At 64.9% G+C, this 25,746-nt stretch carries 22 protein-coding genes and 1 pseudogene; 7 read left to right on the top strand and 16 right to left on the bottom strand.

Going from position 1 to position 25,746, the window contains the following annotated elements; all coding sequences use genetic code 11:
- Positions 1-35: 35 nt before the first annotated feature.
- Entirely contained in the window at positions 36-353 is a 318-nt protein-coding gene (locus QFZ36_RS09785) for a hypothetical protein (RefSeq protein WP_306635948.1), read from the top strand.
- 165 nt (positions 354-518) lie between these two features.
- A complete protein-coding gene (locus QFZ36_RS09790; RefSeq protein ID WP_306635949.1) occupies positions 519-1,757 on the top strand; it encodes an NYN domain-containing protein in 1,239 nt (412 codons plus the stop codon).
- Positions 1,758-1,862: 105 nt separating this feature from the next.
- Here QFZ36_RS09790 and QFZ36_RS09795 read toward each other — a convergent pair whose 3' ends face one another.
- From QFZ36_RS09795 to QFZ36_RS09805, 3 genes are all read right to left on the bottom strand, one after another.
- Positions 1,863-2,336, bottom strand: coding sequence for an SRPBCC family protein (locus tag QFZ36_RS09795; RefSeq protein ID WP_306635951.1), 474 nt, complete (start codon positions 2,334-2,336; stop codon positions 1,863-1,865).
- Positions 2,337-2,533: 197 nt separating this feature from the next.
- Positions 2,534-3,412, bottom strand: a complete 879-nt coding sequence (locus QFZ36_RS09800; protein WP_306635953.1) for an SDR family oxidoreductase — start codon at positions 3,410-3,412, stop codon at positions 2,534-2,536.
- Positions 3,405-4,406 carry a helix-turn-helix transcriptional regulator gene (locus tag QFZ36_RS09805; RefSeq protein WP_306635954.1) on the bottom strand — a complete coding sequence of 334 codons (1,002 nt, stop codon included), beginning with the start codon at positions 4,404-4,406 and terminating at the stop codon, positions 3,405-3,407. The genes QFZ36_RS09800 and QFZ36_RS09805 overlap by 8 nt, the downstream gene beginning before the upstream one ends.
- A 315-nt stretch (positions 4,407-4,721) precedes the next feature.
- Between QFZ36_RS09805 and QFZ36_RS09810 the strand changes: the two genes are divergently transcribed.
- Positions 4,722-6,194, top strand: a complete 1,473-nt coding sequence (locus QFZ36_RS09810) for a phospholipase D family protein (RefSeq protein ID WP_306635956.1) — start codon at positions 4,722-4,724, stop codon at positions 6,192-6,194.
- Between the two features lie 111 nt (positions 6,195-6,305).
- On the opposite strand, the gene QFZ36_RS09815 is transcribed toward QFZ36_RS09810, so the two are convergent.
- The 8 genes from QFZ36_RS09815 to QFZ36_RS09850 form a co-directional block, all read right to left on the bottom strand.
- Positions 6,306-7,361 carry a hypothetical protein gene (locus tag QFZ36_RS09815; protein WP_306635957.1) on the bottom strand — a complete coding sequence of 352 codons (1,056 nt, stop codon included), beginning with the start codon at positions 7,359-7,361 and terminating at the stop codon, positions 6,306-6,308.
- Positions 7,362-7,388: 27 nt separating this feature from the next.
- Positions 7,389-8,249 carry a phosphatidylinositol-specific phospholipase C/glycerophosphodiester phosphodiesterase family protein gene (locus QFZ36_RS09820; protein WP_306635958.1) on the bottom strand — a complete coding sequence of 287 codons (861 nt, stop codon included), beginning with the start codon at positions 8,247-8,249 and terminating at the stop codon, positions 7,389-7,391.
- Positions 8,250-8,601: 352 nt separating this feature from the next.
- Positions 8,602-8,907, bottom strand: coding sequence for a hypothetical protein (locus QFZ36_RS09825; protein ID WP_306635959.1), 306 nt, complete (start codon positions 8,905-8,907; stop codon positions 8,602-8,604).
- 241 nt (positions 8,908-9,148) lie between these two features.
- Positions 9,149-10,687: an arabinosylfuranosidase ArfA gene (gene arfA, locus QFZ36_RS09830; protein ID WP_306635960.1), complete on the bottom strand. Its 1,539-nt coding sequence runs from the start codon at positions 10,685-10,687 to the stop codon at positions 9,149-9,151.
- 68 nt (positions 10,688-10,755) lie between these two features.
- Entirely contained in the window at positions 10,756-11,652 is an 897-nt protein-coding gene (locus tag QFZ36_RS09835; RefSeq protein ID WP_306635962.1) for a carbohydrate ABC transporter permease, read from the bottom strand.
- A gap of 2 nt (positions 11,653-11,654) precedes the next feature.
- Positions 11,655-12,557, bottom strand: coding sequence for a carbohydrate ABC transporter permease (locus QFZ36_RS09840; RefSeq protein ID WP_306635964.1), 903 nt, complete (start codon positions 12,555-12,557; stop codon positions 11,655-11,657).
- A 26-nt stretch (positions 12,558-12,583) separates the two neighbouring features.
- The gene (locus tag QFZ36_RS09845) at positions 12,584-13,918 is read right to left on the bottom strand and encodes an extracellular solute-binding protein (RefSeq protein ID WP_306635966.1); all 1,335 of its coding nucleotides are present in this window, start codon (positions 13,916-13,918) and stop codon (positions 12,584-12,586) included.
- A 184-nt stretch (positions 13,919-14,102) separates the two neighbouring features.
- Complete coding sequence (locus QFZ36_RS09850; RefSeq protein ID WP_306635970.1) at positions 14,103-15,104, bottom strand: LacI family DNA-binding transcriptional regulator; 1,002 nt, start codon at positions 15,102-15,104, stop codon at positions 14,103-14,105.
- Positions 15,105-15,399: 295 nt separating this feature from the next.
- Between QFZ36_RS09850 and QFZ36_RS09855 the strand changes: the two genes are divergently transcribed.
- Positions 15,400-16,386, top strand: coding sequence for an aldo/keto reductase (locus QFZ36_RS09855; protein ID WP_306635972.1), 987 nt, complete (start codon positions 15,400-15,402; stop codon positions 16,384-16,386).
- Between the two features lie 89 nt (positions 16,387-16,475).
- Here the strand turns inward: QFZ36_RS09855 and QFZ36_RS09860 are convergent.
- A pseudogene (locus tag QFZ36_RS09860) lies at positions 16,476-16,862 on the bottom strand (SDR family oxidoreductase); the annotation flags it as partial.
- A 114-nt stretch (positions 16,863-16,976) separates the two neighbouring features.
- On the opposite strand from QFZ36_RS09860, the gene QFZ36_RS09865 reads away from it, so the two are divergent.
- Positions 16,977-17,534: a hypothetical protein gene (locus tag QFZ36_RS09865; RefSeq protein WP_306635974.1), complete on the top strand. Its 558-nt coding sequence runs from the start codon at positions 16,977-16,979 to the stop codon at positions 17,532-17,534.
- On the top strand, positions 17,531-20,392 hold the full coding sequence (locus tag QFZ36_RS09870) for an ATP-binding cassette domain-containing protein (RefSeq protein ID WP_306635977.1): 2,862 nt from the start codon (positions 17,531-17,533) through the stop codon (positions 20,390-20,392). Before QFZ36_RS09865 ends, QFZ36_RS09870 begins: the two co-directional genes overlap by 4 nt.
- A gap of 51 nt (positions 20,393-20,443) precedes the next feature.
- Here QFZ36_RS09870 and QFZ36_RS09875 read toward each other — a convergent pair whose 3' ends face one another.
- The 4 genes from QFZ36_RS09875 to QFZ36_RS09890 form a co-directional block, all read right to left on the bottom strand.
- A complete protein-coding gene (locus tag QFZ36_RS09875; protein WP_306635979.1) occupies positions 20,444-21,403 on the bottom strand; it encodes a carbohydrate kinase family protein in 960 nt (319 codons plus the stop codon).
- Positions 21,404-21,506: 103 nt separating this feature from the next.
- The gene (locus QFZ36_RS09880) at positions 21,507-22,301 is read right to left on the bottom strand and encodes an ATP-binding cassette domain-containing protein (RefSeq protein WP_306635981.1); all 795 of its coding nucleotides are present in this window, start codon (positions 22,299-22,301) and stop codon (positions 21,507-21,509) included.
- Complete coding sequence (locus QFZ36_RS09885) at positions 22,298-23,344, bottom strand: ABC transporter permease (RefSeq protein ID WP_306635983.1); 1,047 nt, start codon at positions 23,342-23,344, stop codon at positions 22,298-22,300. The genes QFZ36_RS09880 and QFZ36_RS09885 overlap by 4 nt, the downstream gene beginning before the upstream one ends.
- A gap of 111 nt (positions 23,345-23,455) precedes the next feature.
- On the bottom strand, positions 23,456-24,574 hold the full coding sequence (locus tag QFZ36_RS09890; RefSeq protein WP_306635985.1) for a substrate-binding domain-containing protein: 1,119 nt from the start codon (positions 24,572-24,574) through the stop codon (positions 23,456-23,458).
- A 165-nt stretch (positions 24,575-24,739) separates the two neighbouring features.
- Between QFZ36_RS09890 and QFZ36_RS09895 the strand changes: the two genes are divergently transcribed.
- A complete protein-coding gene (locus QFZ36_RS09895) occupies positions 24,740-25,738 on the top strand; it encodes a LacI family DNA-binding transcriptional regulator (RefSeq protein ID WP_306635987.1) in 999 nt (332 codons plus the stop codon).
- Positions 25,739-25,746 lie beyond the last annotated feature (8 nt).

A 25,746-nucleotide genomic window follows, 5' to 3' on the forward strand; every position in this document is an offset into this window, starting at 1 on the left:
ACCAGCAGCTCCCTTCCAGCCCCCGGGAGGTCGCCATGGACGCTGAAACCGCCAATGTGGTGGGTCATGATGTCACCACAATCACCTGCGTGTGCGGTAACAGTGTCAGCCAGGACGGATTGATTCAGGCGAACTCACAGGGCGTGCCTGTTTATGCAGAGACCCCCGTACCCGAAGGGCTGGCGGCATGGCCCGCGGACGAGGACCTCTACACGCTGTGCCCCAGATGCGGCCGCGTGTACCGTGACACGGTAATTGAGGAGACGGGAACCGCGCCCGTTGCTTTACGCGTCGACGTCACCGCTGGCCCCATTGCTGAGGCAATCCAAGTCCACTGGGACCTCAGCCCCTAAGCGGTAACTGCAGGGACTCCGTCCTCCTGCCGTTGTACCTCTGCCGGCGCAGTCCTTGTCAGTGAGTGGTGGGCGGTCGACGGCGGGCGGCCTCCCGCCGTCGTACGCTCGCGTGTCGCGCCCGGAGGGACAGCCCCTGCGCACCGTTGCTGGCACACTGGCCCAATGAACGCGGCACTCACACCTTCCCGCCGGCCCGGCATCCGGGCGGCGATGTTTGTTGATTTCGACAACGTCTTCACCGGCCTCCAGGCTCTGGATCCGCAGGCGGCGAAGCGGTTTGCCGAAGACCCCAAACATTGGGCCGACGCCTTGTCAGCCAGTGGTTCCGGCGAGGGGACGCGGCGCTTCCTGATCCGCAACTGCTACCTGAACCCCATGGTGTACTCGAAGTACCGCACCTACTGGACCCGCGCCGGATTCCGCGTCATCGACTGCCCGTCCCTGACCCAGCGCGGAAAGAGCAGCACGGACATCAACCTGGTGCTCGATGCCATGGACGCGCTCTCCGGCGGCGGTGGCATCGAAGAGTTCTTCATCGCCTCGGCCGATGCCGATTTCACCTCCCTGATCCAGCGGTTCCGCGCCGCCGACCGGATGACCACCGTTATCGCAGCCGGCGCGGTGGCCTTCGCCTACCGGGAGATGGCGGACCACGTGGTGGAGTCCCATGATTTTGTTGCAATCCTCAACGGCACAACGGCTGAACCCGTCGATGCAGCAGCTTCCGTGAAGCAACCGCAGGCACCTGCCGCAGCCAAGGCAAAAGCAAAAGCCCACTCCCCCGCGATCCGGGAGGTGGCGGAGTTTGTCCGGACGGCACCTGGACCGGTCGTTGGCGCGATGGTGGCACACCGGGCCCTCACGGCCGATCCTTCCTTGAAGACGGACTGGGGCGGCTTCGGAAAGTTTGGGACGTGGGTTTCCCAGATCGGCAAGAACGTCGAGTATTCAGCGGCACAAGGCGGCTGGGTCTGGGACTCGAAGCGGTTCTCAAGCGAGGATCTTCCCCTGCCCGCCGACATGCAGCCGGGGATCGAGGAGCGGGTCACCCGGGTGACGGACGTGCCTGCACTTTCCGCGGCCCAGTTCCGGCAGATCTTCCAGGCCATGGCGGCCCGGCTGCGGGAGCATCCGCCGCTCACCCGCGCTGAACTGTCGCGGAAGGTGCGCGATGATTGCGTCATCGCAGGCCAGCCGGTCTCCCGCAGTGCCGTCAGCTTTGTCCTCCAGGGCCTGGCCTACGCCAACTTCCAGTTCAGCGAGCAGTCGACGCCGGAGGAGCTGGCGGCAGCGTGGACCGGGAACGTGGAAGAACTGTGCCGGGTGGCGCTGCTGGAATTCGACGCGGCGGAGAAGCTGGCGGTGCGGCGCTGGGCCAGCGGCGGGCTGCTGGACAGCTGACCCAAAGAGAGCGGACGATGGCGGGATGTTCCCGCCGTCATCCGCTCTCCGTTTGTCAGCAGTTCTGCTTGCCAGGCGCTTCCCCAGCCGATCCCGCCGGCTCTTCTAGAACTGCCCGGTCGGGCCGCTATCCTCGACTTCGCCACGCCAGCCACCGGTTTCGGTACCGCGCGATTCGATGAAGTCCTTGAACTTCCGCATGTCCGCCTTTACCTGCATTTCGTCGATCTTCAGGGCCGCGCCTGCTTTTTCGGTGACGGTTTCGGGCGCCCATTCGAAATGGACTTTGACCTTCGTATGGTTGGCATCCAGCGGCGTAAACCTGATGATGCCGGCATGGGACTTGCCGTCGGTGCTGCGCCAGGCGATCCGGTCGTCAGGCTCCTGGTCGACTATTTCAGTATCGAACTCCCGCCGAACACCACCTACCTTGGTCACCCAGTGGTTGGTGGTGTCCGTCAGCTGGGTTACGGATTCCACACCGGACATGAACTGCGGAAAGGATTCGAACTGGGTCCACTGGTTGTACGCGGTCCGCACCGGGACAGCGACGTCAACGGTCTCTTCAACGTGTTCCATCTGCTTCCTCCTCGTGACGGACGGCCGCAACAGCGGACCGGCAGCACTGGCTATCCTGCCAGTCAGGCAGCCGCCACCTTTTCACCATAAATCCGGCAGCTACCGGGGTCCAGACCTTCGGAATTCCCTGTCAGCGTGCAGGTGCAAGGTACGGCGGACGACGGCGGGAGGCGCCCGCCGTCGTCCGCTTCCGTTTGTCAGGCCTCGCTGAAGGCGAGGTTGCTCGAGAGGTCCCGGTGGGCATCTGCTTGGTCTTGAAGCAGCTTGGCCCGCGCCTCGAAAGTATCCACGGCGTCGGCGCCTGCGGCGAAGCGCAATGGCGGCTCGTTCAGCTCGGCCAGCTGGATCAGCGCAGCGGCCAGCTTGGCCGGGTCTCCCCACTGCTGGCCGTCCATGCTCTTCCAGGTTTTGACGGTCTGCTCGGTGCGCTCGGCGTAGTCCTCGATGGCGGAGTCCGCATAGCTGGTGGATTCCGGGGTGAGCAGCTCGGTGCGGAAGAATCCGGGTTCCACAATCATGCTGCGAATGCCGAACGGAGCGACTTCCGGGGCCAGCGACTCGGCCCAGCCCTCCACGCCGAACTTGGACGCGGCATAGGCGGTGAGGAACTCGCCGCCTGCGATGCCGGCGGTCGAGGAGATGGTCACCAGCAGGCCTGAGCGCTGGCCGCGGAGGACCGGCAGGGCGGCGCGGGTGACGTTCATCGGCCCGAACATGGTGGTTTCGATCTGTGTCCGGAAGTCCGCCGGCGTGATTTCCTCGAAGAACCCGGCGTAGAAGTTGCCGGCGTTGTTCACGAGGACGTCGATCCGGCCGAAGCGGTCCACGGCTGCCTGGATGGCGGCCGTCGCCTCTGCGGGTTCGGTGACGTCGAGCTTCACGGCCAGTAGATCCGCATGCTCACCGACGGCCTGGGTGACCTTTTCCGGGTTGCGGCCGGTAGCGACCACCGCGTGGCCGGCCGCCAGGGCTGCCTTCGCGATGTCAGTGCCCAGCCCGCGGCCGGCGCCGGTGATGAACCAGACCTTCTTGCCCTTCGTGGTTTCCTGCCCGTGTGTGGTGTTCTGCTCAGTCATGGGTTGGTTCTGTCTTTCCTGGGTTGCGGGTTCCTGGTTGCGCGGGGGCGCGCCCAGGGAGGGTGGATCCGCCGGCACGATCGCCGCCGGTGGTTGTTTCTGGTGCTGAGTCCGTTGGCGTGGACGGCGCCGCCGCCCAGCTGGCGAGGAATCCCAGCGCGTTTTCGGAGGCGGAGCCCGGCTCCGCGGAGAAGGTGAAGACGGTCTGCCCTTCGTCGCCGGGGAGGTCCAGCGTCTCGAACTGCAGGGACAGGTCGCCGGCTACCGGGTGGTGGAAGCGCTTGGTTCCCGTGGTGTGGATGCGCACATCGTGCCCGGCCCACAACCCGGCAAAGAGTCCGCTGCGCGTGGTCAGTTCGCCAATCAGCTCGTTCAGGGCCCTGTCGTGCGGGTTCCGGCCGGATTCAAGCCGGAGCACCGCCACGGTGGTGGCCGCTATCGCGTTCCAGTCGGGGTAGAAGTCCCCCGCGCCCGGATCGAGGAAGAGGTACCGCGCCTGATTCGGGCGCCGGGTGGATCCTTCCGGGCCCAACGACTCAACCGAGGTGAACACCGGCCCGTAGAGGGCAAGGCCCAGCTGGTTGGCGGCGAGCAAGTCCGAACGGCCGTTCTGCACTATGGCCGCCACTCCCGTCATCCCGTCCAGCAGGCGCAGCACACCGGGACGGACCCGTTGCTGCAGCGGCCGGCGGGACGTCCGGCGCGACGGCGCGTTGGCCGTCCGTGCCAGGTCCATCAGGTGTGCCCGCTCGGCGTCGTCCAGCTGGAGGGCGGAGGCCACCGCCTCGAGCACCGAGTCGGAGACGCCGCGGAGGCTGCCCCGTTCCAGCCGCGTGTAGTAGTCCGTGCTCACCCCGGCAAGCTCAGCCACTTCCTCACGGCGCAGCCCAGGCACCCGACGCAGCTCCCCGTAGTTGGGAATCCTGGCCTGGTCCGGGCTGATCTTCGCACGACGCGAGATCAGGAACTCACGAATCTCTTCTTTCCTGTCCACGGCTTCAACGCTACGCAGCCTGCTCCTTCAGTGGCAGTGCCTGTCAGACACCCCCACGAAAACCTGCTGATCGGCAGGGTGTCGCCTAGATCCCGGGAATCACGGCGTAAGGCGATGATTCAACCCGATGACTTGATGAGCCAGTCGTAGGCTACATAGGAGGCCGGACACTAAGCCGGCCGCAGGCCCCGAAGGGAACATCGAGTGGATAGTAATCCTGGTACCTGGTTCTTAAGTGGCAGTGAGCGTGGGAATGCGGCCACCGGCGTGCATGCCGGAAGTGACGGATCAGCGTCCTGGTCCGAGGGTAACCTCGTGCGGCCCCTGGTTCATGGGGCCGCCTACTTCGCCCGGCTGCATGAGGAGCTGTCGGCCCTTCAAGCCGGAGACCGGGTGTGGTTCACCGACTGGCGCGGCGACGCCGACGAGCGGCTCACACCGGACGGACCGACGATCGGAGAGTTGCTGGCGCGGCTGGCCCGGGCGGGAGTGGAAGTCCGCGGCCTGATCTGGAGATCCCACGGTGAGCGCATTTCGGCCCCGATGAGTGGCCGGTCCAACGAGCTCCTCAGCCGCCAGGTCAACGATGCCGGCGGCGAGGTGCTGTTGGATCAGCGGGTGCGCCTCTTCGGCTGCCATCACCAGAAACTGGTCGTCATCCGCCGCCGCGACGACCCGTCACGGGACGTCGCGTTCGTGGGCGGGATCGACCTTTCCCACAGCCGTCGGGACGACGCCGATCACGCGGGAGACCCGCAGGCGGTGGCCATGGATTCCCGGTACGGGAAACAACCACCTTGGCACGATGCCGCCCTCGAACTGCGCGGCCCGGTGGTGGCGGATGTCCTGGAGCTGTTCGCGGAACGGTGGAATGACCCCCATCCCCTGGACCACCGCACGCCGTACCGGATGCTGCTGCAACGCCTGGCGGATATGCCCCGGCACCCCAAACCCCTGCCGGAGACAGCGCCGCCACCGCCGTCGGCTGGCCCCCACGCAGTACAGCTGCTGCGCACCTACGGCGTAAAGCACCCACCGTTCCCGTTCGCTCCCGGCGGTGAGCGGAGCGTTGCCCGGGCCTACACAAAAGCTTTCGCCCAGGCCCGCTCGCTGATCTACATCGAGGACCAGTATCTGTGGTCCGCAGAGGTGGCCGATGGAATCGCAGCTGCCCTCCAACAGAACCCCGGGTTGAACGTGATCGCCGTGGTGCCGCGCTACCCGGACTCGGACGGTCCACTCGGAGGGCCGCCCAAACGGGTGGGACAGTTGCGTGCCATCGAAAAGATGCGCCGCGTTGCCCCCGAAAGATTCGGCGTCTTCAACCTGGAGAACAAGGCAGGGACCCCCATCTATGTCCACGCCAAGATCTGCATCATCGACGACACCTGGTTCACGATCGGGTCGGACAACTTCAACCGCCGGTCATGGACTACGGACAGCGAGCTTACCTGCGCGGTCGTCGACACCAGTGCCGGTTCTGAGGCTTCCCGCTCGTTGGCCCATTCGCTCCGGCTCCAACTTTGGGCCGAACACCTGGGCCTGGACCAGAATGACCCCCAGCTCCACGATCCGGCAGCCCGGCTAGGCCTGTGGAAAGCCACCGCCGACGGCCTGGACCAGTGGCACAAAAACGGGCACAGCTCGCCGCGCCCCAGGGGACAAGTGCGGCACCACCACCCGCAGCCGGTGCCGCCCCTCCAGCGTCTCTGGGCGAATCCTGTCAACAGGTTTCTGGTCGACCCGGACGGCCGCCCCCGCAAGATGCGCGGCACCACCGAGTTCTAGGCAAGGACCCGAGCAAGAGAGGGAAGTGCGGCAGCTGAATGTCACGCTGCCCCCTCCCTACGGAAGCGGACGACGGCGGGAGGTTCCCGCCGTCGTCCGCTTCCTTGGTGCCTACTGGCTGAAGGGGACCTTTTCCCAGCTCAGGACGTCCGCACCGTCCGCGCTGTTGCCGGCGACCGTGAACCGCACATAGTCGACAGCATTGTTGGCCCCGTCCACCGTGATGCGCTGCAGGTTGTCCGCGGCGGGCTGGCCGTAGATGTCCAGCCAGGGCGAGCCCTCGGCGAGGGGCTCGTTCTGGGCGAACACGTGGCTGTCCCCGTTGATGAGGTAGACGGGCGCGTCGAACCGGTTGGTCTCCTCGGTGATGGTCTGCACGATCTCGCGGAAGCCGGAAACAGTGTCCGGGTCCGCGGACGCGCCGGCGAGCAGCGACGGATCGAACATGTCAGCCTGGGCCATCAGCACCACGGCCCTGTCGTTCCGGCGTTCGGCGTCCCGAAAGGTCTCGCGGATCTGGGCCAGGACGGCGTCTGTCCGGTGCTCCACTTCGGCCAGCTGCTCCGGAGTTGCGGCGGTCTTGCCCAGGCCGCTCCAGGGAAGGAGCGAGTTGTTGCTGCCCTGGATGTTCAACACGGAGAAGGCCACCCGGTTCTGGGTGAAGCGGACGTCTTCGGGAAGCCCCAGGTTCTCCTGCGTCTTGACCGGCATGGTGGCGCCGAGCGTTTTGCCGGGTTCGTTGAAGAAGACTTCCCGCAGTTTGTCCAGCCGCTCCAGCGGGTTGTAGGCGCCATTGTTGGTGCGGTGGCAGTCCACCCACTCGTTGTCCCCGGGCGTGTACACCAGAGGATGCGTGAAGGTATCGAGCTGGGTGCGGATGTAGGAGAAGTACTCGTCGGAGCAGACGGAGGAGCCGTTCTTGATATCGCCCACGTGTGCTACAAACTTCAGCTCCCTGTCCGCGTTCAAGTCCTGGATGCGGGACGGGAACTTCGCGATCTCGGCCGCGCCGTAGGGGATGTCACCAATAACGCCGAAGGTGAAAGCCTGCCGGCTGTCCGGGGTGCTGCCGGAGGTGGTGTCAGCGGCGGTGGCGGGCTGGGACGCAAGGAGGCCGAGCGCCAGGACGGCGGCCGCCGTCGTCATTTTTATGGTCTTAGAAGGCATGGGAGTGCTCCTGATTCTGCTGGGTGGTTACTGCGTGCGGGCGGTGAGGAACCGCTGCAACCCGGCGAGGTCGTCGGTGTTGATGTGGTCCACGCCGGCGTCGGCGAGTTCGGTCCAGACGGCGTCACGGGCTTCGCCTGACTGGTCCGGGGTGGCCCAGAAGCGGACGCGGTAGCCGTTGGCATGGGCCGCAGCCACGAAAGTGCGCAGCTTGGCGCGCTCGGCTTCGGGCATGGGTCCCACACCCTGCCACGTGAAGAGCTTGGTCCAGTTGTCGCTGACCAGTGGCATCAGTGCTGCGGGGAGGCCGGAGGTGAGGTCCGCGGACCGGCCGTCGTAGAAGCTGAACCGCTTAGTCTGTGCCTGCATGGTGGCCAGCGGGCGGTTGCCGCTGATGACCGCGGTGACCGCGCCGGTTTTCACGTTGCCGCTGGTGTAGCGGCTCATGATGTCCCGGTGGTCAGCCAGTTCCTGCTCGATGGCGGCGTAGGTGGCCTCGCCTTCGCTCTTGATGTCGATCAGGAGCTGCAGGCTCCCGTCCCATCGAGGGTAGACGCTGTGGCCGGGCTGGCTCCGGACCAGGTCCTCGAGCGGGTCAAGGTAGAGGCTCTCGAGCGTGACGCCTTGCTTGGCGTCGGCAAGGTCGTGGGCCACCCGCAGTTCGCCGTCCACCAGCCACACGTCTGCTTCGATGCTGGTGAAGCCATGCTCCAGCGCGTCGAACAGGGGGCGGTCATGCTCATAGTCGTTGTGGGCATGTGTCCCGGCAAGGGGCTGGCCGACGACGACGGGCGCGGGCTTGGGTGCCTCCGCCTGGGCGGGAGCTGTGGCTGTCCCGGCCAGGGTGGCGAGGACGGCGACGGCGGCGAGGGTGCTTTTCACGAACACGGAGTACTCCTGGTACCTCGGGGATGTCCGCCCGGCTATGGGGTGTGCCGGGCAAGGGGTGCGTGAAAAGACTGCTGGTCCAGGAAGAACGGGTGGGGACCTGGTGGTTGCTGGCGGGTGAACTGGGAGGGACAAAGGTGGCGATCTCGGGCGCGAGATGTCTTGCGCACTGCTCGGCGTCAGGCAACCAGGTTCAGGTCACTGCAGTAAGCGGACGACGGCGGGAGGTTCCCGCCGTCGTCCGCTTGCTTTAGGTGCCGCTCTCCCACATCGCTGCCCAGCCGCCTTGTGGGGATCGTGAGCCTGAATTTGCCCCAACACACCCTGCGGGTACCACCGGGTGTGTTGGCGGTCAGCCAGCGCCCTGGCCTTCGCGGGCCGTTTCCTCCAGAATCCTGGCTGAGGGCGGTGCCGTCATCAGTTGCCCTATCACCTCCGGTTTGTCCCAGACCTCGCTGCGGAGCCGCCCCAGAAAGCCGTTCGCAGCATCCTTGGTCTCGAAGTCAAGGAGCACGGCCACGTTGTTCTGTTCCTCGGTATCCCGGAACAGTCGGACGGACCGGGCGCCCGAGGCAGCGCGGCCTGCAGGATCGGTGTCGAATACCTTCTTGAAAGCCTCGTAATCCCGGACTGGATAGCTGATCTGCAAAGTGAACATCGTCGTTCCTTTCCCTCGGGTTATGGCAGGTCAAAGATAGGCCTTCCAGCACCATCCCGGTAGGGCCGAAGGCGGCTGGAACCGGGTGCGTTGCTCTCCTCACATACATCCGGTCCCTACAGCGCCGACCAGCCGCCGTCGGAGGGGCAGCGGGTAACGACGGCGGGAGGTTCCCGCCGTCGTCGCTCCTCGCCGTCCTCGCTCCTGCATGGTGCCGCTCCCCTATGCCGCGGCGGGAGTGTCAGTTTTTGATGACGTCGAGCTCAATCACAGCCCAGGACAGCGCCGGGAGTGTTGCCCGGAGTTCGGAGCCGCTCGCCTTAGCCTCTTCCAGCGGCTTGAGCCCCACCTGGTTCGGCCTGCTTTGGGTGTTGATGGTGAAACGGTCTCCGTTTTCGGGGATTTCCAAGACCTCCGCGCGGAGTACCTGGCGGGCATCGAACCCACGCAGTGAAACTTCGATGTCTGCCGCTTCCTCAAGGCCGCGGTTTGCGAAGAACAGCGCAATGCGGCCTGTTTCCTCGTTCCACGTGGCGCTGACATCCACAAGGTCGGTGTCGCCGAAGCGGGCATTTTCGTATTTGTCCGAGTCCACGGACAAGCGCAGGATCTGGCCCTTGGCCAGCTCTGCCATACGGGCGAACGGGTGGAAGATGGTCTGGCGCCACGCCGGGCCGTTTTCCTCGCTGAAGATCGGTGAGATCACGTTGACCAACTGCGCCTGGTTGGCGATTTTGACGCGGTCGCCGTGCCGGAGCAACGAATTTAGCAGTGTTCCCACTACCACGGCGTCCGTCACGTTGTACTTGTCCTCGATGACCCGGGGGTGCTCGCGCCAGCCCGCCTTTGCCACGTTGCGTGGCTGGTCTTCGGTGTCCAGGCCCCGCTGGTACCAGACGTTCCACTCGTCGAAGGAAAGGTTGATGTGCTTCTTGTGCTTTCCCTTCGCGCGGACCGCATCCGCAGTCGCGATGACTGATTCGATGAAATAGTCGGTGTCCACTGCGCTGGCGAGGAAGCTGCCGGCGTCGCCGTTGTGTTCCTGGTAGTAGGCGTGGAGGGAGACGTAATCCACCTCGTCGTACGCGTGTGTCAGGACAGTCTGCTCCCAGGCGCCGAACGTCGGCATGCCGGAGTTGGAACTTCCGCAGGCCACCAGTTCGATGTCCGGGTCAACGAAGCGCATGGCCTTGGCGGCTTCCTGCGCCAGGCGGCCGTATTCCTCGGCGGTCTTGTGGCCGATCTGCCACGGTCCGTCCATCTCGTTGCCCAGGCACCAGAGCTTGATATTGAACGGGTCCTTGTGGCCGTTCTTCGCGCGGAGGTCGGACCAGTAGCTGCCGCCCGGATGGTTGGCATATTCCACGATCTCGCGGGCCGCATCCACTCCCTTGGTGCCCAGGTTGATGGCTTCCATGATTTCCGTACCGGCCTGGCGGGACCAATCCACGAATTCGTGCAGGCCGAAGGCGTTGGACTCCACGGTGTGCCAGGCGCCGTCCAGGCGGCTGGGCCGGTTCTCCCGCGGGCCGATGCCGTCCTCCCAGTTGTAGCCCGAGACGAAGTTGCCGCCGGGATAGCGGATGACGGTGGCGCCGAGTTCCTTGACGAGCTTGAGGACGTCAAGGCGGAAGCCGTTCTCATCCGCTTCAGGGTGGCCCGGCTCGTAGATGCCGGTGTAGACGCAGCGGCCCATGTGCTCCACGAAGGAGCCAAAGAGGCGGCGGGGTACTTCGCCGATAGTGAAGTCACGGTCGAGGGTAATCCGGGCGCGGGACATGGGCAGCAGCTCCTTGGTTGTGGTTCAGGTCTGTTTGAAACGTTGGTTGGTAGGCGGAAGGTGCCGGTTCAGGTACCGGCGAGGCCCGTCGTCGCGACGCCCTTGATGATCTGGCGCTGGAAGAAGAGGAATACGAGGATGAGCGGCAGCGCCGCGAGCAAAGCCGACGCCATGTTCTGTGCGTACTGGATGCCGTAGGCGCTCTTGATGGTCTGCAGGCCCACCGGCAAGGTAAGGAGTGCACCGTCGTTAGTGGCGATGAACGGCCACAGGAAGTTGTTCCAGGCGCCGATGAACACGAAGATGGCGACGGCGGCCAGGATGGGCCGGGACAGCGGCAGGATGATTTGGGTGAAGATCCGCATGCGGCTGGCGCCGTCCATCACCGCGGCTTCTTCAAGTTCGCGGGGAATCTGGTCGAAGAATTTCTTGAGCACGAACACCATGGCCGGGTGGATGACCTGCGGCAGGATGATCGCCCAGGAGGTATCGATCATGTGCAGGGCGAGCATTTGGTAGAAAAGCGGGATGATCAGGACCGGCGGAGGGACAATGATGGAGGCGATGATCACGGTCATCAGCACCTTCTTGCCCTTGAAGTCGATCCGGGAAAGTGCATAGGCCACCAGCGCGGAGATCACCAGGGTGATGGCCGTGATGGCCGCCGAGGTGTAGAGCGAATTCCACGTCCAGAGCGGGATGTTGCCGTCCTGGAAGACCTTCACGAATGCTTCGGGAGTAAAGCCCGACGGCGGCAGCCAACTGACCTTCGGAGCTGCGGCGTCCGTCTCGGTCTTGAAAGCCGTGGCGGTGGCCCAGGCGAAGGGGATCAGCCACAGGACTGCGATAATCGCTGCGACCACGACGGCGGCTATCTTGCCCGCGGTTATTTTCTTGCGCGGTTGGCGCAGTACCTGGCTGGTGCTGGTGCCTGACTCGGGGCGGCTAAGCGTCTGAATTGCCATGGTTATGCACTCCTGCGGCGGGTGATGACGAACTGCATGACCGAGACGAGCACTATCAGTCCGAAGAAGATGTAGGAGATGGCTGCGGAGTAGCCCAGCCGATAGCCGGTGAACCCGGTTTCAAAGATGTACTGCACCACGGGCCGGGTTGATCCTCCGGGACCGCCGGCGGTCATCTGGTACACCTGGTCGAAGATCTTGAGTGAGGCCAGGATCTGGAGGAGCACGATCATCACAGTGGTGGGAGTCAGTTGCGGCAAGGTGATGGAGAAGAACTGGCGCCAGGCCCCGGCGCCGTCCAGGGATGCTGCCTCGTAGTGCTGGTGCGGGATGTTCTGCATCGCCGCCAGGTACAGCAGGAAGTTGAAACCCACCGTCCACCACAGCGTGGCAATGACGATGGCCCACATGGCGACATTGGGGTCGTTGAGCCAGGCAACCTTGGGAATTCCGATCTTGGAAAGGGAATCGTTGATGAGGCCAAGCTGCGGGTTGTACATCCATGTGAAGAACAGTGAGACCACAGTGGACGCGAGCAGGTACGGGGCGAAGTAGGAGAGCCGCCACAGCCATTGCGCCGGCAATCCGACGTTGAGCAGTGCCGCCATCACCAGGGCCACCAAGACCAGCGGAACCGTGCTGATGACCGTGAAGTAGAGGGTGTTGCCGAGTGAGCGCCACATGCCGGCGTCGGCCAGGGCTTCGGCGTAGTTCGCAAAGCCGATGAGGCTGTCATTGGCTCCGGTAAGGGACTTGCCGGTGAGGCTCATGTAGAGGCCGTAAAGAAGGGGCCACACGAGGAACACGAGGAAGAAGACCAGGAAAGGCGTGGCGAACCCCCAGCCACTGAGGTTCCTCCTGGTGAAGCTCCCGGGGCTCCGCCGGGCTGTTAGTGAAGAACTCATGAAGGACTCCTTTGTCGCTCGTGCGGTTAGACCGGGTTGGGCCGGGAAAGAAGGGTGTTGGTGCGCTCTTCGAAGGCGTCCCAACCTGCAACTGCCTTGTCGCGTCCCAGGAGGACGTTCTGTACGTTCTCCGCGAAGTAGGTCTGCCAGTCGGAGCCTGAGCCGCTGAACCAGGCTTCGGGATCGTAGGCAATGACATCGGCTGCATTGGCGTAATGCACCTGCGGCGTAAGGTCCTTGTAGGCCTGCGACTGGACCACGGGCTGGTAGGCAGGAATATGGCCCGCTTCTGCCCAGGAGAGTGATCCCTTGAGGACATCGCTGACGAACTTGTAGACGTCGCGGCGCTTCGCATCATCCACATTCAGTTGCCGTGGAAGAACGAAGGAATGCGAGTCCGCGTAAGCCGCTGGCGTGCCATAGAGCGTGGGAATGGTCGCGGCGTCCACCGGCAGTCCTGCCTTCTTGAGCGTCGGCAGTTCCCAAACGCCGCTAAAGAGCATGCCCGAGTCGCCGCGGGCGAATTCCGCGATGCCGGTGCTGATGTCGCCGCTTTTGGCCGCGATGGTGTCATCAAAAAGCGATGCCATGAATTCCAGCGACTCAATGGCTGCGTCCCGGTCAACCTTCATCGGCTGGCCCGGTGTCAGTTCCATGTCAGCGCCGTGCTGCTTGTAGAGGGTGTAGAAGAGCCGCCACATCTGGGATCCACTGCCAAGGTAGCCGAAGGACAATCCATGGGCTTGGGTGACCTTCTGCATTTCTTTGGCCATGGCCATGAATTCCTGCGGGGAAGCCACTTGCTGCAGTTGCCCGTTGCTGGCCAGGACTCCTGCCTTGCCGGCGATGTCCGTGTTGTAGAACATGACGAACGGATGTGAATCCAGGGCGATGGAGAACACCTTGCCGTTCTGCTGGCTCTTCTCCCAGATTCGCGGGGCGAAGTCAGCACCGGAAACTCCGTGCTCTGCCAGCAGCGAGAGGTCCCACGGGTCGATCAGGCCGCCTGGAGCGTAACCCGGAACCCGGCTGGCATGCATGATCGCTACCTCAGGCGGACGTCCACCTGCCGAGGCCATGGTCAGTTTGGTGTAATAAGGGGGTCCCCAGGCCAGCACGGTGGGATGCACCTTGAAGTCCGGATTGGCCTGGTTGGCGCCGTTGATCATCGCCTGCATCTTGATACCGTCGCCACCTGACAGCAGATGCCAGAAGCCGATATCCCGCACCGTGGAGGCCTGGGCGTTCCCGCCGCAGCCGGTCAAGGCGCCTGCTGCCAGGACGCTGCCCAAGGCGGCCGTTCCTGTCAGTAACTGCCTCCGGGACAACTGCTTCCCGGGAAAAAATTCAAACTGCTTCACCAATCACTCCTTTGGATGGGTCCGCTGAAAGGGCACTTCTTTTTGCTCAAAACTTCCGGTTCCGGCGCGCTGCGTTCCCCGCCAATGTTGCACTGAGGGTGACGCGGGTCTCACATTACATCGATGTAATAGCTGCGGCAAGAGAAAATTGTTAGCGCCAACAATTCGATCGACTGTTCTCGTTTCAGCCGCGGCTGCTGTCCCGTTCCACAATGCTGTAGTCGATGGAAACCACGCGCTGCTCCTGGCCCCGGTCCGCCATCCGTTCCGTCAGGAGGCGCAGGGCTTCGCTGGCAATGGCGCGCTTGTCAAAGGACACGGTGGTCAAGGAAGGCACGGCGTAGCGGCCGTCGGCAATGTCGTCGAAGCCCGCCACCGCGATGTCGTCCGGTATCCGCAGGCCCCTCTTCCAGAGCACACTGAGGGCGCCGATGGCCATGGAATCCGTGAAGCAGAACAGGGCCTCGGGAAGCGGATGCGAGTCCAGGTAGGCCGTGAGTGCCTCGGCGGCAGTCTGCGGCGTCCATTTTTCGCAGGGAACCAGCAGTGACTCGTCCCGGGCGATGCCCAGGATCTCCAGTGCCTGTTCATAACCTTGGGTTCTCGCGATCGCCGCGGCCGATCCCCTGCCCTGGGTGGTTCCCAGGACGGCGATTCTGCGGCGCCCGGACTTCGCCAGGGCCAGTGTCATGTCTCGCGCGGCCGCGACGCTATCCACGAAGACGCGGTCGGCGAGCTTTTGGGTGACCTCACCCAGCAGGACAACGGGCGGAAGGGCAACGCCTACCTGGACGGCGCTCTCATCCAACACCACAGGGTTAAGGATCAGCCCGTCGATCAGGTTGGTGCGGGCACGCACCATGAGTTCGTGTTCGCGCTGGGGGTCGGAGCCGGTTTCCTCGATCTGCACAACCCAGCCCTGCTCATGCGCCACCTCGACGATGTTGTGGGCAATTTCTGCCGAGTAGGGCGTAGCAAGGTCAGGCAAGGCCAGCGCAATCACACCGGACCTCCCGTTCCGCAGTCCACGGGCGGAGAGATTGGGCACGTAGTCCAGATCGAGAATGGCCTGCTCCACCTTCAATCTGGTGGCTTCACTTACCGGAACGATGCCGTTCATCACGTTCGAGACAGTCTTGGGTGAAACACCTGCGCGGCGCGCGACGTCCTTGACTGTTGCGCGCACTGCTCCCCTTTCAGACCCACGACGCCTACTCAGCAGGCAGTGGCTGGCACTGCCGATGACTTTGCTGACGATGTTACCTCCCGTCCCGGGCAACGCCGGAGGCGTGTTGATGCATCACTACCGAAGGGTCGTGCCGCGTCTTGAGGGCAGCTCCGTCGGATCGGGGGTGCCGACAAGGGAGGGTCTGCCAGTCCTCGTTTCAGCAGGGACTCCCTTGCCCTTCCACGAAGGCGTTGACTGGAGGTAAGCCCGGCACATCGGCGTCGGCAGGACGATACCAGCAAAGGGAGATTCTATGCATACACGGACACTTGGGCAGGGCCTGCAGGTCTCGGCTATCGGCCTTGGCTGCATGGGCATGTCCCAGAGCTACGGCTCCAACCCCGGGGACCGCCAGGCGATGATCGGTGTGCTGCGGGACGCGGTGGAGATTGGGGTGAATTTCTTTGACACCGCCGAGGTCTACGGACCCTTCGTCAATGAGGAACTCGTGGGGGAAGCACTCGCGCCGGTCCGGGAACAGGTAGTCATCGCCACGAAGTTCGGGTGGCGGATCGAGGACGGGAAATCCGTGGGGCTGGACAGTTCGCCTGAGCGGATAAAGCGCGTTGCGGAGGAGTCACTGCGCCGGTTGCGCGTTGACACGCTCGACCTCTTCTACCAGCACCGCGTTGATCCCGATGTGCCCATCGAAGAGGTGGCCGGCGCGGTGGGCGAACTCGTCCAGGCCGGGAAAGTCCGCCACTTCGGGTTGTCAGAGGCTTCGGCAGCGACCATCCGCGCCGCCCACGCCGTCTTTCCCGTGACGGCTGTCCAGAGCGAGTACTCGCTGTGGACCCGGGATCCGGAGCCGGAAGTGCTGCCAACGCTGGCGGAACTGGGGATCGGTTTCGTGCCCTTCAGCCCGCTGGGCAAGGGGTTCCTCACCGGAACCGTCGATACGTCCACGAAATTCTCGGAGGGTGACGTTCGGGGCACCATCCCCCGCTTCACGCCCGAGAACCGCGCCGCCAACCAGGCCCTGGTGAATCATGTGGCCGGACTCGCCGCGGCCAAAAACGCCACACCCGGGCAGATTGCGCTGGCATGGCTTCTGGCGCAGCAGCCGTGGATTGTGCCGATCCCCGGGACGCGCCGCCGTGAGCGGCTCGAGGAAAACGCAGGCGCAACCACCGTGGCGCTGTCCGCCGATGAAGTGGCCGACCTCAATGCTGTCGCCGCCCGGATCGGCGTGCAGGGGAACCGCTACAACGATCTGCATATGGGCCTCGTCGGGCGATGACCTTCATAACTGCGTAATTTTCAAACAGAAGCGGACGACGCCGGGAGGCCCCCGCCGTCGTCCGCTTCCCTGTGTGCCTGCTCGCTTCCCTAGAGCGCGGACCAGCCGCCATCGGAGGCAAGGATGGCGCCGTTACTGTTGGTGCCGTCGTCGCTGAGCAGGAAGGTGATGGATGCGGCGAGCTGCGCTGCGGTGGCGGGCGCGGGGACAGTGGCCTGCATAAGCGGGCCAAGGCGTTCGGCGGCCAGCTGGGACCCCCAGTCGGCAACGATGTTGGTGATCGTGGCACCCGGAGCCACGGCGTTGAAGCGCAGACCCTTGGGTCCATACATCACGGCCGAGTTCTTGGTGAGGCCTACCACTGCGTGCTTCGACGCGGTGTAGGCCGCGCCGGCAGCGGAACCTCGCAGGCCCGCTTCGGAGGCGACGTTAACCACGGAACCGGTCCCTGCCTGGAGCATCAGCGGCACCAAGGCGGTCGAACGGATTGATGGTGGTTCGCGGGCATCCCACCCGCTGCGATGACAGACCGGGCGTCACACAACGCGACGGCCTCCGGATCCGGACCAACAACGCCCTACCCTTGACTGGTGACTTTGACTAAGATTCGCACCGCCGCCGCGAGCTCCCTCGCCGCCGCCGGTCTCCTGTTTACCCTCGCCGCCTGCTCCGCGCCGGCCGCCACCCAGCCAACCACCTCAGCACCGGCTTCCACAGCAGCGGCTTCATCCAGCGCCGCTGCCGGGCCCTGCACCGGCGTGAAGGTCATCATCGATTCGGGCGCCCTGAAGCAGGCTGCCGCCGACACCTCCGTTTGCGTGCCCGTGGACGCGCCCACCGTCGCTTCCGCGGTGCTCGACAAGGCAAAGGTGAAAACCGAGGGCACCACCCAGTATCCAACTGAACTGGTGTGCCGCGTGAACGGCGTGCCTGCCGCGGACCTGGACATCGTCCACAAGGGCGGCACCTACCGGGAAGAGTGCAAAGGCATGCCCGCCGCGTTTGCCTACTGGGCTTTCTGGGTCAAGCCGGCCTCCGGTGACTGGGCATACGCCCAGGAGGGCCTCGCCACCCAGAAGGTGAGCCCCGGAGAGAGCCTGGAACTGCTCTTCACCGTCGACGGCGAACCGGCCGCCCCCAAGGCATGACCTTTCGACCCGCGCCGCTGCGCGCCGGCATTGCTCTTGCCGTCGTGTTCATCGCGGCGCGGGTCATCTACCGCGTCCTCTTCAACGGCGCGGGCATTGGCTCGCCCATCCTGCTCGATCTGCCAGCCATGCGTCTGCCTGCCCCCTACGCCCATGTGGTCTTCCTCGGTCCGGTCTCCGGTCCCGGGCTGTGGGCGGCGGTCCTGTCCGCCCTGCCCATTGCCGGTATGTTCCTCGGGTTCGGCCTGCTCAACGCCTGGGTGGACGTGGCCCGCGGCTTCGTGCACCTGGCCCGCCGCGGTCCCATGCAGGGCACTGCCCGGATGCTGGTGGTGGCGTGGGCGGCACTCCCTGCACTGTCCGACGCCGTGACCTCCGTACGCCTGGCGTTCCGGTTGCGGGGTGAACGCTTCGGACCCCGCGCCCTGGTGCCCGTGCTCGAGCGCACCCTGGAGCACGCCAGCAGGGTGGCAGCGGCCCTGGAACTGCGCGGCTTCGGGAGCCGGGCACCAAACCAGTCTGGCTCCCATTCCGAAGCGCCGGTCTTCATCCGGGACGCACAATTCCGCATCGGTGATGCCACCGTCCGTGTTGCCGGATTCACCCCCGCCAGTGGCTCTATTTCCGTCATTACCGGGCCCACCGGTTCCGGCAAATCCACCATCCTGCGGGGTATCGCCGGTCTCCTCTCACACGTCGACGGCGGCGAACTTTCCGGCACCGTGCGCATTGCCGGGGCGGACCGCACCACCACTCCGCCGCGCGATACAGCCCGCCACATCGGCGTCGTCCTGCAGAATCCCCGGGCCGCCTTCGCCAGCACCCGGGTCCGGGATGAAATCTCCCTCGCCCTTGAGCTGCGCGGCATGCCATCCGCGTCCACCAAGGCCCGCGTGCAGGAGGTTTCCGAGCGGATTGGCGTGGCCGCGCTGCTGGACCGGAATCTCACCACCCTCTCGGCCGGGGAGGCAACGCTCGTCGCCATCGCCGCCGCGGTGGTGGACCATCCGGCCCTGCTCCTGGTGGACGAGCCCCTGGCCGACCTCGACACCACAGCCCGCGCACGCGTCATCGCCGTACTTCATGCACTCGCCCGGGACGCCGGCGTCTGTGTCATCGTTGCGGAGCACCGTGCGGAGGCGCTCGTCCCCGCTGCCGATTCCTGGTGGACCATCAACGATGGCGTCCTGGTACCGAGTGCCGTGCCAGCCGCGCCTTCGCGCCCAATCGCTGTCCCCGAATCGTCGGAAGAGCCGGTGGACGTCCCGCCCGTACTGACGGCCGCCAACCTCGCGGTGTACCGCAAGGGCAAGCCGCTGGTGCGCGACGCGTCCCTGACCCTGCACCGCGGCGAAGTGGTGGCCCTCGTAGGGCCGAACGGCGCCGGGAAGTCGTCCCTCCTGGTGGCGCTTGCCCTCGGTGAAGGAGCGGTGAGTGAAGGAACGGTCGACAGCGGCACGGCCGACGGCGGCCGGGTCGCCCTGGTGCCGGACGCCTCGGACGACCTCTTCACCAGGGATTCCGTCGCGGGAGAGCTTCGCGCCGCCGAGCGGCGCCAGGCCCGAAAAGGCGGAGTCCAGCCTGCACCCGGCTCTGCAGCGTCCCGCCTCGCCCGTTTGCGCGGAGACGTCACCATTCCCATCGGGCACGAGCATCCCCGGGACCTTTCCGCCGGAGAGCGCAGAATCCTTGCCATCGCCCTGCAGACCATGGACGATCCTCAAGTACTCCTGATCGACGAGCCCACCCGCGGCCTCGATCCCGCGGCGCGCACGGCAGTTTCGGCGGCGCTGCGGGCCGCAGCGAACTCCGGTGCGGCGGTCCTGATCGCCACGCACGACCTCAACTTTGCCCACGGCCTCGGCGCCCGGATCCTCCCGATGCGTGACGGAGTCGCGCCCTCTGCCGAAACGGAAGCCGCTCGGGCTGATGCCGTCTCCGGGCAGCCTGCAACAGCACCTCAAATCCCAGCACGAAAGTTCACCGACGAACCGACCGACGAATCAACCGACGCTCACAGCGCGAGGAAGCACCACCGCGTCCGGATGCCGCGGCCCGTCGAGCTCGCCGTCCTCGCCGCCGCAAACCTCTTGGCTCTCGGTGCCTTCTGCTGGCCGCTGCTCGCCGCCGCGCTCCCGCAGGATGCCGCCGCGGCACTCCCGTACGCTGCGCTGGCCATGGCACCCATCGCCGTCGTGGCTATCGTGGTGTCCCTTGACGGATCCGTCCGCTCCGCACACACGGTGGCGCTGCTCGGTGTCCTGGCCGCGGTAGGTTCCGCGGTGCGGGTGGCGAGTACCGGCGTCGGCGGCGTGGAGGCGGTCTTTATTCTGCTGATCCTGGCCGGGCGGGCGTTCGGTGCCCGCTTCGGCCTGCTGCTGGGTGCAGCCACCATCGCTGTCTCGAGTGTGCTGTGGGGCGGGATAGGGCCGTGGACCCCGTTCCAGATCTTCGCCTGCGCGTGGGTGGGCGCGGGGGCCGGCCTGCTCCCCCGCCGGGTGCGCGGGAAGGCAGAACTGTGGATGCTGTGCGGCTACGGCGTGGTGGCGTCGTACCTGTTCGGCCTGCTGACCAACCTGTGGTTCTGGCCCTTCGCGGTGGGCGCCGGCACGGGCATCTCTTACGAGCCGGGCGCGCCGCTGGGCACCAACCTCAGCAGCTTCCTGCTGTACTCGCTGGTGACGTCGACGGCGGGGTGGGACACCCTGCGCGCCATCACCACGATCATCGGCATCGCGGTGGTAGGCCGGGCCATCCTCGCCGCGCTGCGGCGCGTGAAGCCGGTCTCCAGCGTGGGCGGGCAAACCAAGCAGGCACACTCCGCCCAGGCCAAGGACCCGCTGCAACTGAGGGCCTGAGGACCCCGCTGAAAAATAGTGGCAGGACCAGCCCCTTGTTGATGATGTGCTTCAGGCACCTGCGTATTGAGCAGGGGAGTTGGCTTCGACTGCAGTGTTTAGTTCCTGAAGGGTCGGTGGGTTTGCTCCGGGGCGCTGTACTGTGATGGCCGCGGCTGCCGCTGCGGTGTGTCCAAGCTGCTCCAGGACAGCCGGGGCGAAGCCTTCGGTTCCTCGGGTGAGGAAGCCCAGGATAAGGGCGGACATGTAGGAGTCCCCGGCGCCGATGGTGTCCGCAACTGTCGTTTTCACGGCGGGGATGCTGATGGTGGCGGCGGCTGTAGTGAATTGGGAACCTTCAGCGCCTTTAGTAATGACGGTCAACCGGGTGCCCAGTCCGAGGAGGTGGGCCGCGGTTTCGTCCAGGCTTTTCCGGGGGTACAGCCACTGCGCGTCCTCATCGCTGAGTTTGACCACGTCGGTGAGGGCCACGAGCTCTTCGAAGATAGCCTTCGCTTCCGTGTGGCTGCCGAGGAGGGCTGGCCGAATGTTGGGGTCATAGGTGATCATGCAGTGCCGGTGGGCCTGTTCCAGCAGGGCTTTTACGCCGCTGGCACCTGGGCTAAGGAAAGTGGCGATGGATCCCGTGTGCAGGATTTTGGGGAAGTACGCCGGCGGTGTGGGGGCCAGGTCCCAGGAAATATCGAACTCGTACGTGGCGGAGCCGTCCGGAGCGAGGGTTGCTGTTGCCGATGCCGTCCGGGCGAGGGATTTCGAACCGGGCAGGAGTGCCACTCCTGCACTGCGGAGATGGTTTTCGATGGCGGTCCCCCGGGCGTCCGGCCCGATGGCAGTGAGCAGACCCGTGGCCACGCCGAGGCGGCCGAGTCCGTAGGCTACATTGGCCGGCGAGCCGCCCGGGTGTTCCACCTGGCTGTGTGACGTTGTGACCACGTCGATCAGCGCTTCGCCCACGACCGTAACGTCAAGTGTCGGGTGGATGTCGTTCCGGGCTGTTGTGAGGTAATCCATGGTCTGTCTCTCGTGGGGAGCTGGGGTGGGGGCTGTTCAAGCGACGTCAGTCCGCGGACCGGTAACCTGGTCCGCGGACTGACGTCGGGGGGCAAACAGTTGATCAGGCGGTGGCTGCACCGGTCATGATTGCCACTGCATCGGTCATATTGTGGGATTGCGGGGTGATGGTGGCCGCGCATTTGCCGAGGCGCTGGATGTGGATGCGATCTGCCACGTCGAACACGTGGGGCATGTTGTGGCTGATCAGGATGACCGGCAGGCCGCGGTCCCGGAGGTCCCGGACCAGCTGCAGGACCTGGTTGGACTCGCGCACGCCCAGCGCCGCCGTCGGCTCATCCAGCACCACAACCTTTGAACCGAACGCCGCGGCACGGGCGACCGCCACGGCCTGGCGCTGGCCGCCGGAGAGGTTCTCGACCGGGACGGTGACGTCCTGAAGGGTGGAGATGCCGAGCCGCGTGAGCTCGTCCTTGGCTTTGCGGCGCATTCCCTTCGTGTCCAGGACGCGGAAGAGCTTGCCCACCGGGCCGGGGACCCGCTCTTCACGCCCGAGGAACAGGTTTGACGCCACATCGAGTGCCGGCGATACCGCCAGGTTCTGGTACACGGTCTCGATCCCGTGGGCGCGGGCATCCTGCGGCCGCTTGAAATGTACCGGCTGTCCTGAGACGAAGAGTTCGCCGGAATCCGGGACTTCCGCTCCGGTAAGGCATTTGATCAGGGTTGATTTGCCTGCACCGTTGTCGCCGATGATGGCCAGGACTTCGCCGGGGTAGAGGTCCAGGCTGACGCCGTCCAGGCCGACCACGCGGCCGAAGGTCTTGACGAGGTTCCTGGCTGACAGGATTGGCTCGCGGGTGGCGGTGTGGGGGGCTGCTGATTCTGTCATGGTCATGACTTGACCTTTCGGATCCACTGGTCGATGGACACAGCGAGGATGATCAGGACGCCTACGGCGAGGGTCTGGTACAGAACGTCCAGCCCGGCGAGCGAGAGTCCGTTGCGGAAGACGCCGACGATCAGGGCGCCGAGGAGTGTTCCCCAGACGGAGCCGCGGCCGCCGAAGAGGCTGGTTCCGCCGATCACGACGGCGGTGATGGAGTCGAGGTTCAGGTCCACACCGGCGTTGGGGCTGGCTGCGTTGGTGCGGCCGATCTGGATCCAGGCGCCGATGGCCAGGACGGCGCCGGCGGCGAGGTAGACGCTCATGAGGACTTTGTTCACGGCGATGCCGGCCAGGCGGGCGGCTTCCTTGTCATCGCCCACGGCGTAGACGTGCCGGCCCCAGGCCGTCTTGCCGAGGATGAAGGCGATGGCGATGTAGAGCAGGAGCATCACGACTACGCCGGCGGAGATCCTGACGGCGCCCACAGGGAAGGTCGTCCCGGTCCAGGTCAGCAGGCCCGGCATTGCCGAGCCACGCACCGTTGCTCCGTTGGAGTAAAGCAGCGTCAGGGCGATGAAGATATTCAGGGTGCCGAGGGTGACGATGAACGGAGGGAGCCGGAACCTGGTGACCAGGAACCCGTTCACGGCTCCGGCGGCGAGTCCCACGATCAGGCCTGCGAGCAGGGCAACGGGCGCGGGGAGTCCGTTGTTGACGGCGAGCTGGGCCACGACCATGGAGGACAAGATCATCACGGCTCCGACGGACAGGTCAATCCCGGCCGTGAGGATGATGAGTGTCTGGGCGATGGCAAGGGTGCCGACGACGGAAACCTGCTGGGTAATCAGCGAGAGGTTTTCAACCCGCAGGAACCTGTCATTAAGCAGGCCGAACACAATCACCGCGATGAGAAGTACGAGGGCCGGGCTGAGGGCGGGGTAGCGGTGGAGGATGTTGCGTATCCGGCTGAGCGGGGTCTGGCGGTCAAGGAATTCCTCCGCCAGGTCGGCATGCCCGGCGCTGGGCGGGCCGGCGGTCTGTTGCTGGGTCACGATGGGTCCTGATCTTCGATGATGGTTTGCTAGGGCGGAGCTAGCTCGGAATTGATGCTCCGGGGAGGCCGTAGCAGTGCGCGACCTCCCCGGGCGAATGGCTACGGGGTTCTACTTGCCCCAGCAGATATCGGAAGCTTCAGTGGTGGTGATGCTTTTGATGCCGTCGGCCGGCTTGTCGGTGACGAGTTCGACACCGGTGTTGTAGAAGTCCAGGCCCGGCGAGTTGGCAGGCTTGTTACCGGTCTTGGCCAGATCCACGATGGCCTTCACGCCAAGTTCGGCCATCTTGACCGGGTACTGCTGGGCGGTGGCGCCGATAACGCCGGACTTGACGTTGTTCACGCCGCTACAGCCGCCATCAACCGAAACCACGAGCACGTCCTTCTCCTTGCCCGCGGACTTCAGTGCCTCGAAGGCACCGGCGGCGGCGGGTTCGTTGATGGTGTAGACGACGTTGACATTCGGGTTCTTGGCGAGGAGGGTTTCCATCGCCGTGCGCCCGCCGTCCTCGGCGCCCTGGGAGGCCTGGCTGCCTACGATTTCGTACTCACCGCCCTTGCCGCCGGTGTACTTGCCGGTCTTGGCCTCATCACCGTTCTTCTTCTTGTCAGCGGTGTCGATGCCCAGCCCGGTCAGGAAGCCCTGGTCACGGTTATAGTCCACTGAGACGACCTTGTCGTCGAAGAGGTCCAGCAGGGCGATGGTCGCTTTTTTCCCGCCAAGCTGGGCTGCGGTCCATTTGCCGATCAACTGCCCTGCGGCGAAGTTGTCGGTGGCGAACGTGATGTCCGCGGCGTCGGCCGGGTCCGGCGGAGTGTCCAGGGCGATGACGAACAGGCCTGCATCCTTCGCCTTCTTCAGGGCGTCAACCACGGAGGGGCCATTGGGCGTGATCAGGATCCCCTTATCCCCCTTGGAGATAGCGTTTTCGATCGCCTGGATCTGCGTTTCCTCATCGCCGTCGGCCTTGCCGGCGGCCAGCTTCAGGTCAACCCCGTCTTTTTCGGCGGCTTTCTTTGCACCATCCTGCATGGAAACGAAGAACGGGTTGGTGGTGGTCTTCACGATCAGGGAGACGCCCACCTTCTCATCAGCGGAGCCTCCGGTGGCTGAGGGGCCACTGGAACTGCCGCCGCAGGCAGAAAGACTGACCGCTCCCAACGTCAGGACCGCTCCTGCCGCGAACAGGCGGGTGGCCATTGAACGGGGTGCTTTGGAACTCAACATTGAATCTCCTGGTGTTTGAAGCCTTGGCTGGCCTCGACAACGATGTCATAACGAGGTAAGCAGGATCACACGCTAGAGTCAATAGGAAAAGAACGAGAAGGAGCGACTTTCTTGACAACGATGTCCGATCGTTACCAACCACCCCTGTCCCCAACGCGACCCACAATGCGCCACGTTGCGGCACTCGCGGGTGTCGGAATCAAAACCGTTTCCCGGGTGATCAACGACGAGGCCGGGGTATCTGAGGCCACTCGGCAAAAGGTGCTCGATGCGATCGCGCAGCTGAACTACCAGCTGGACGTCACAGCCGGCAGCCTCCGCCGGGCGGGGAGAAGGACCCTCTCGGTTGGCCTCCTGTTGCCCAGCGTCTCAAACCCGTTCAGCGGTGAGATACACCGGGCCATGGAGGATGCGCTTGGCGCAAGGGGAATAGCCGTTTTCGCCGCCAGCCTCGACGACGACCCTAAACGGGAGCAGGCCATCATCGCAGCTTTCCTGGGCAGGCGGGTCGACGGCCTTGTCCTGACACCGATCGCTAAGAACCAGGCCTACATGATTCCGGAGCACTCCAGAAACCTGCCAATGGTCTTTATTGACCGGGAGCCGGTAGGGGTTGACGCTGATGCTGTGGTCACTGACAACGCCGTGGGCGCGGGCAAAGCGGCCGCACACCTGCTGATGCACGGACACACCAAATTGGCCTACCTGGGCGACCGCACAGACATCCAAACCGCGCGGGAGCGCCGGCGGGGCTTCCTCGAGGAGGTCGGTGGGGCAGGAATTCCCACCTCCGCACTACCCGTCATCGACGATCTTCATGATGAGGAAGCAGCGAGGCGGGCAGCCCTTGAACTGTTGAATTCCGAGGATCCTCCGACGGCAATCTTCTCCAGCCAGAACCTCGTCACCTTCGGAACGATGCGCGCCTTGAAGGAGCTTGGCGCACACAAGCGTGTGGCACTTGTCGGTTTTGACGACTTTACGCTTGCCGACATGATGGACCCCGGGGTTACTGTCATCGCTCAACACCCGGAGCGGATTGGCGTTAAGTCCGCCGAACGGCTTCTGGCCAGAATCGATGGCGACGATCAACCTCCGCGGACCTACGTTGTCCCCTCCGAGCTCATCCAAAGAGGCTCCGGCGAAATCCGCCCGCCGGCATAACCCTTTCC

The sequence above is a fragment of the Pseudarthrobacter siccitolerans genome (assembly GCF_030823375.1).
GTDB classification, from domain to species: domain Bacteria; phylum Actinomycetota; class Actinomycetes; order Actinomycetales; family Micrococcaceae; genus Arthrobacter; species Arthrobacter siccitolerans_A.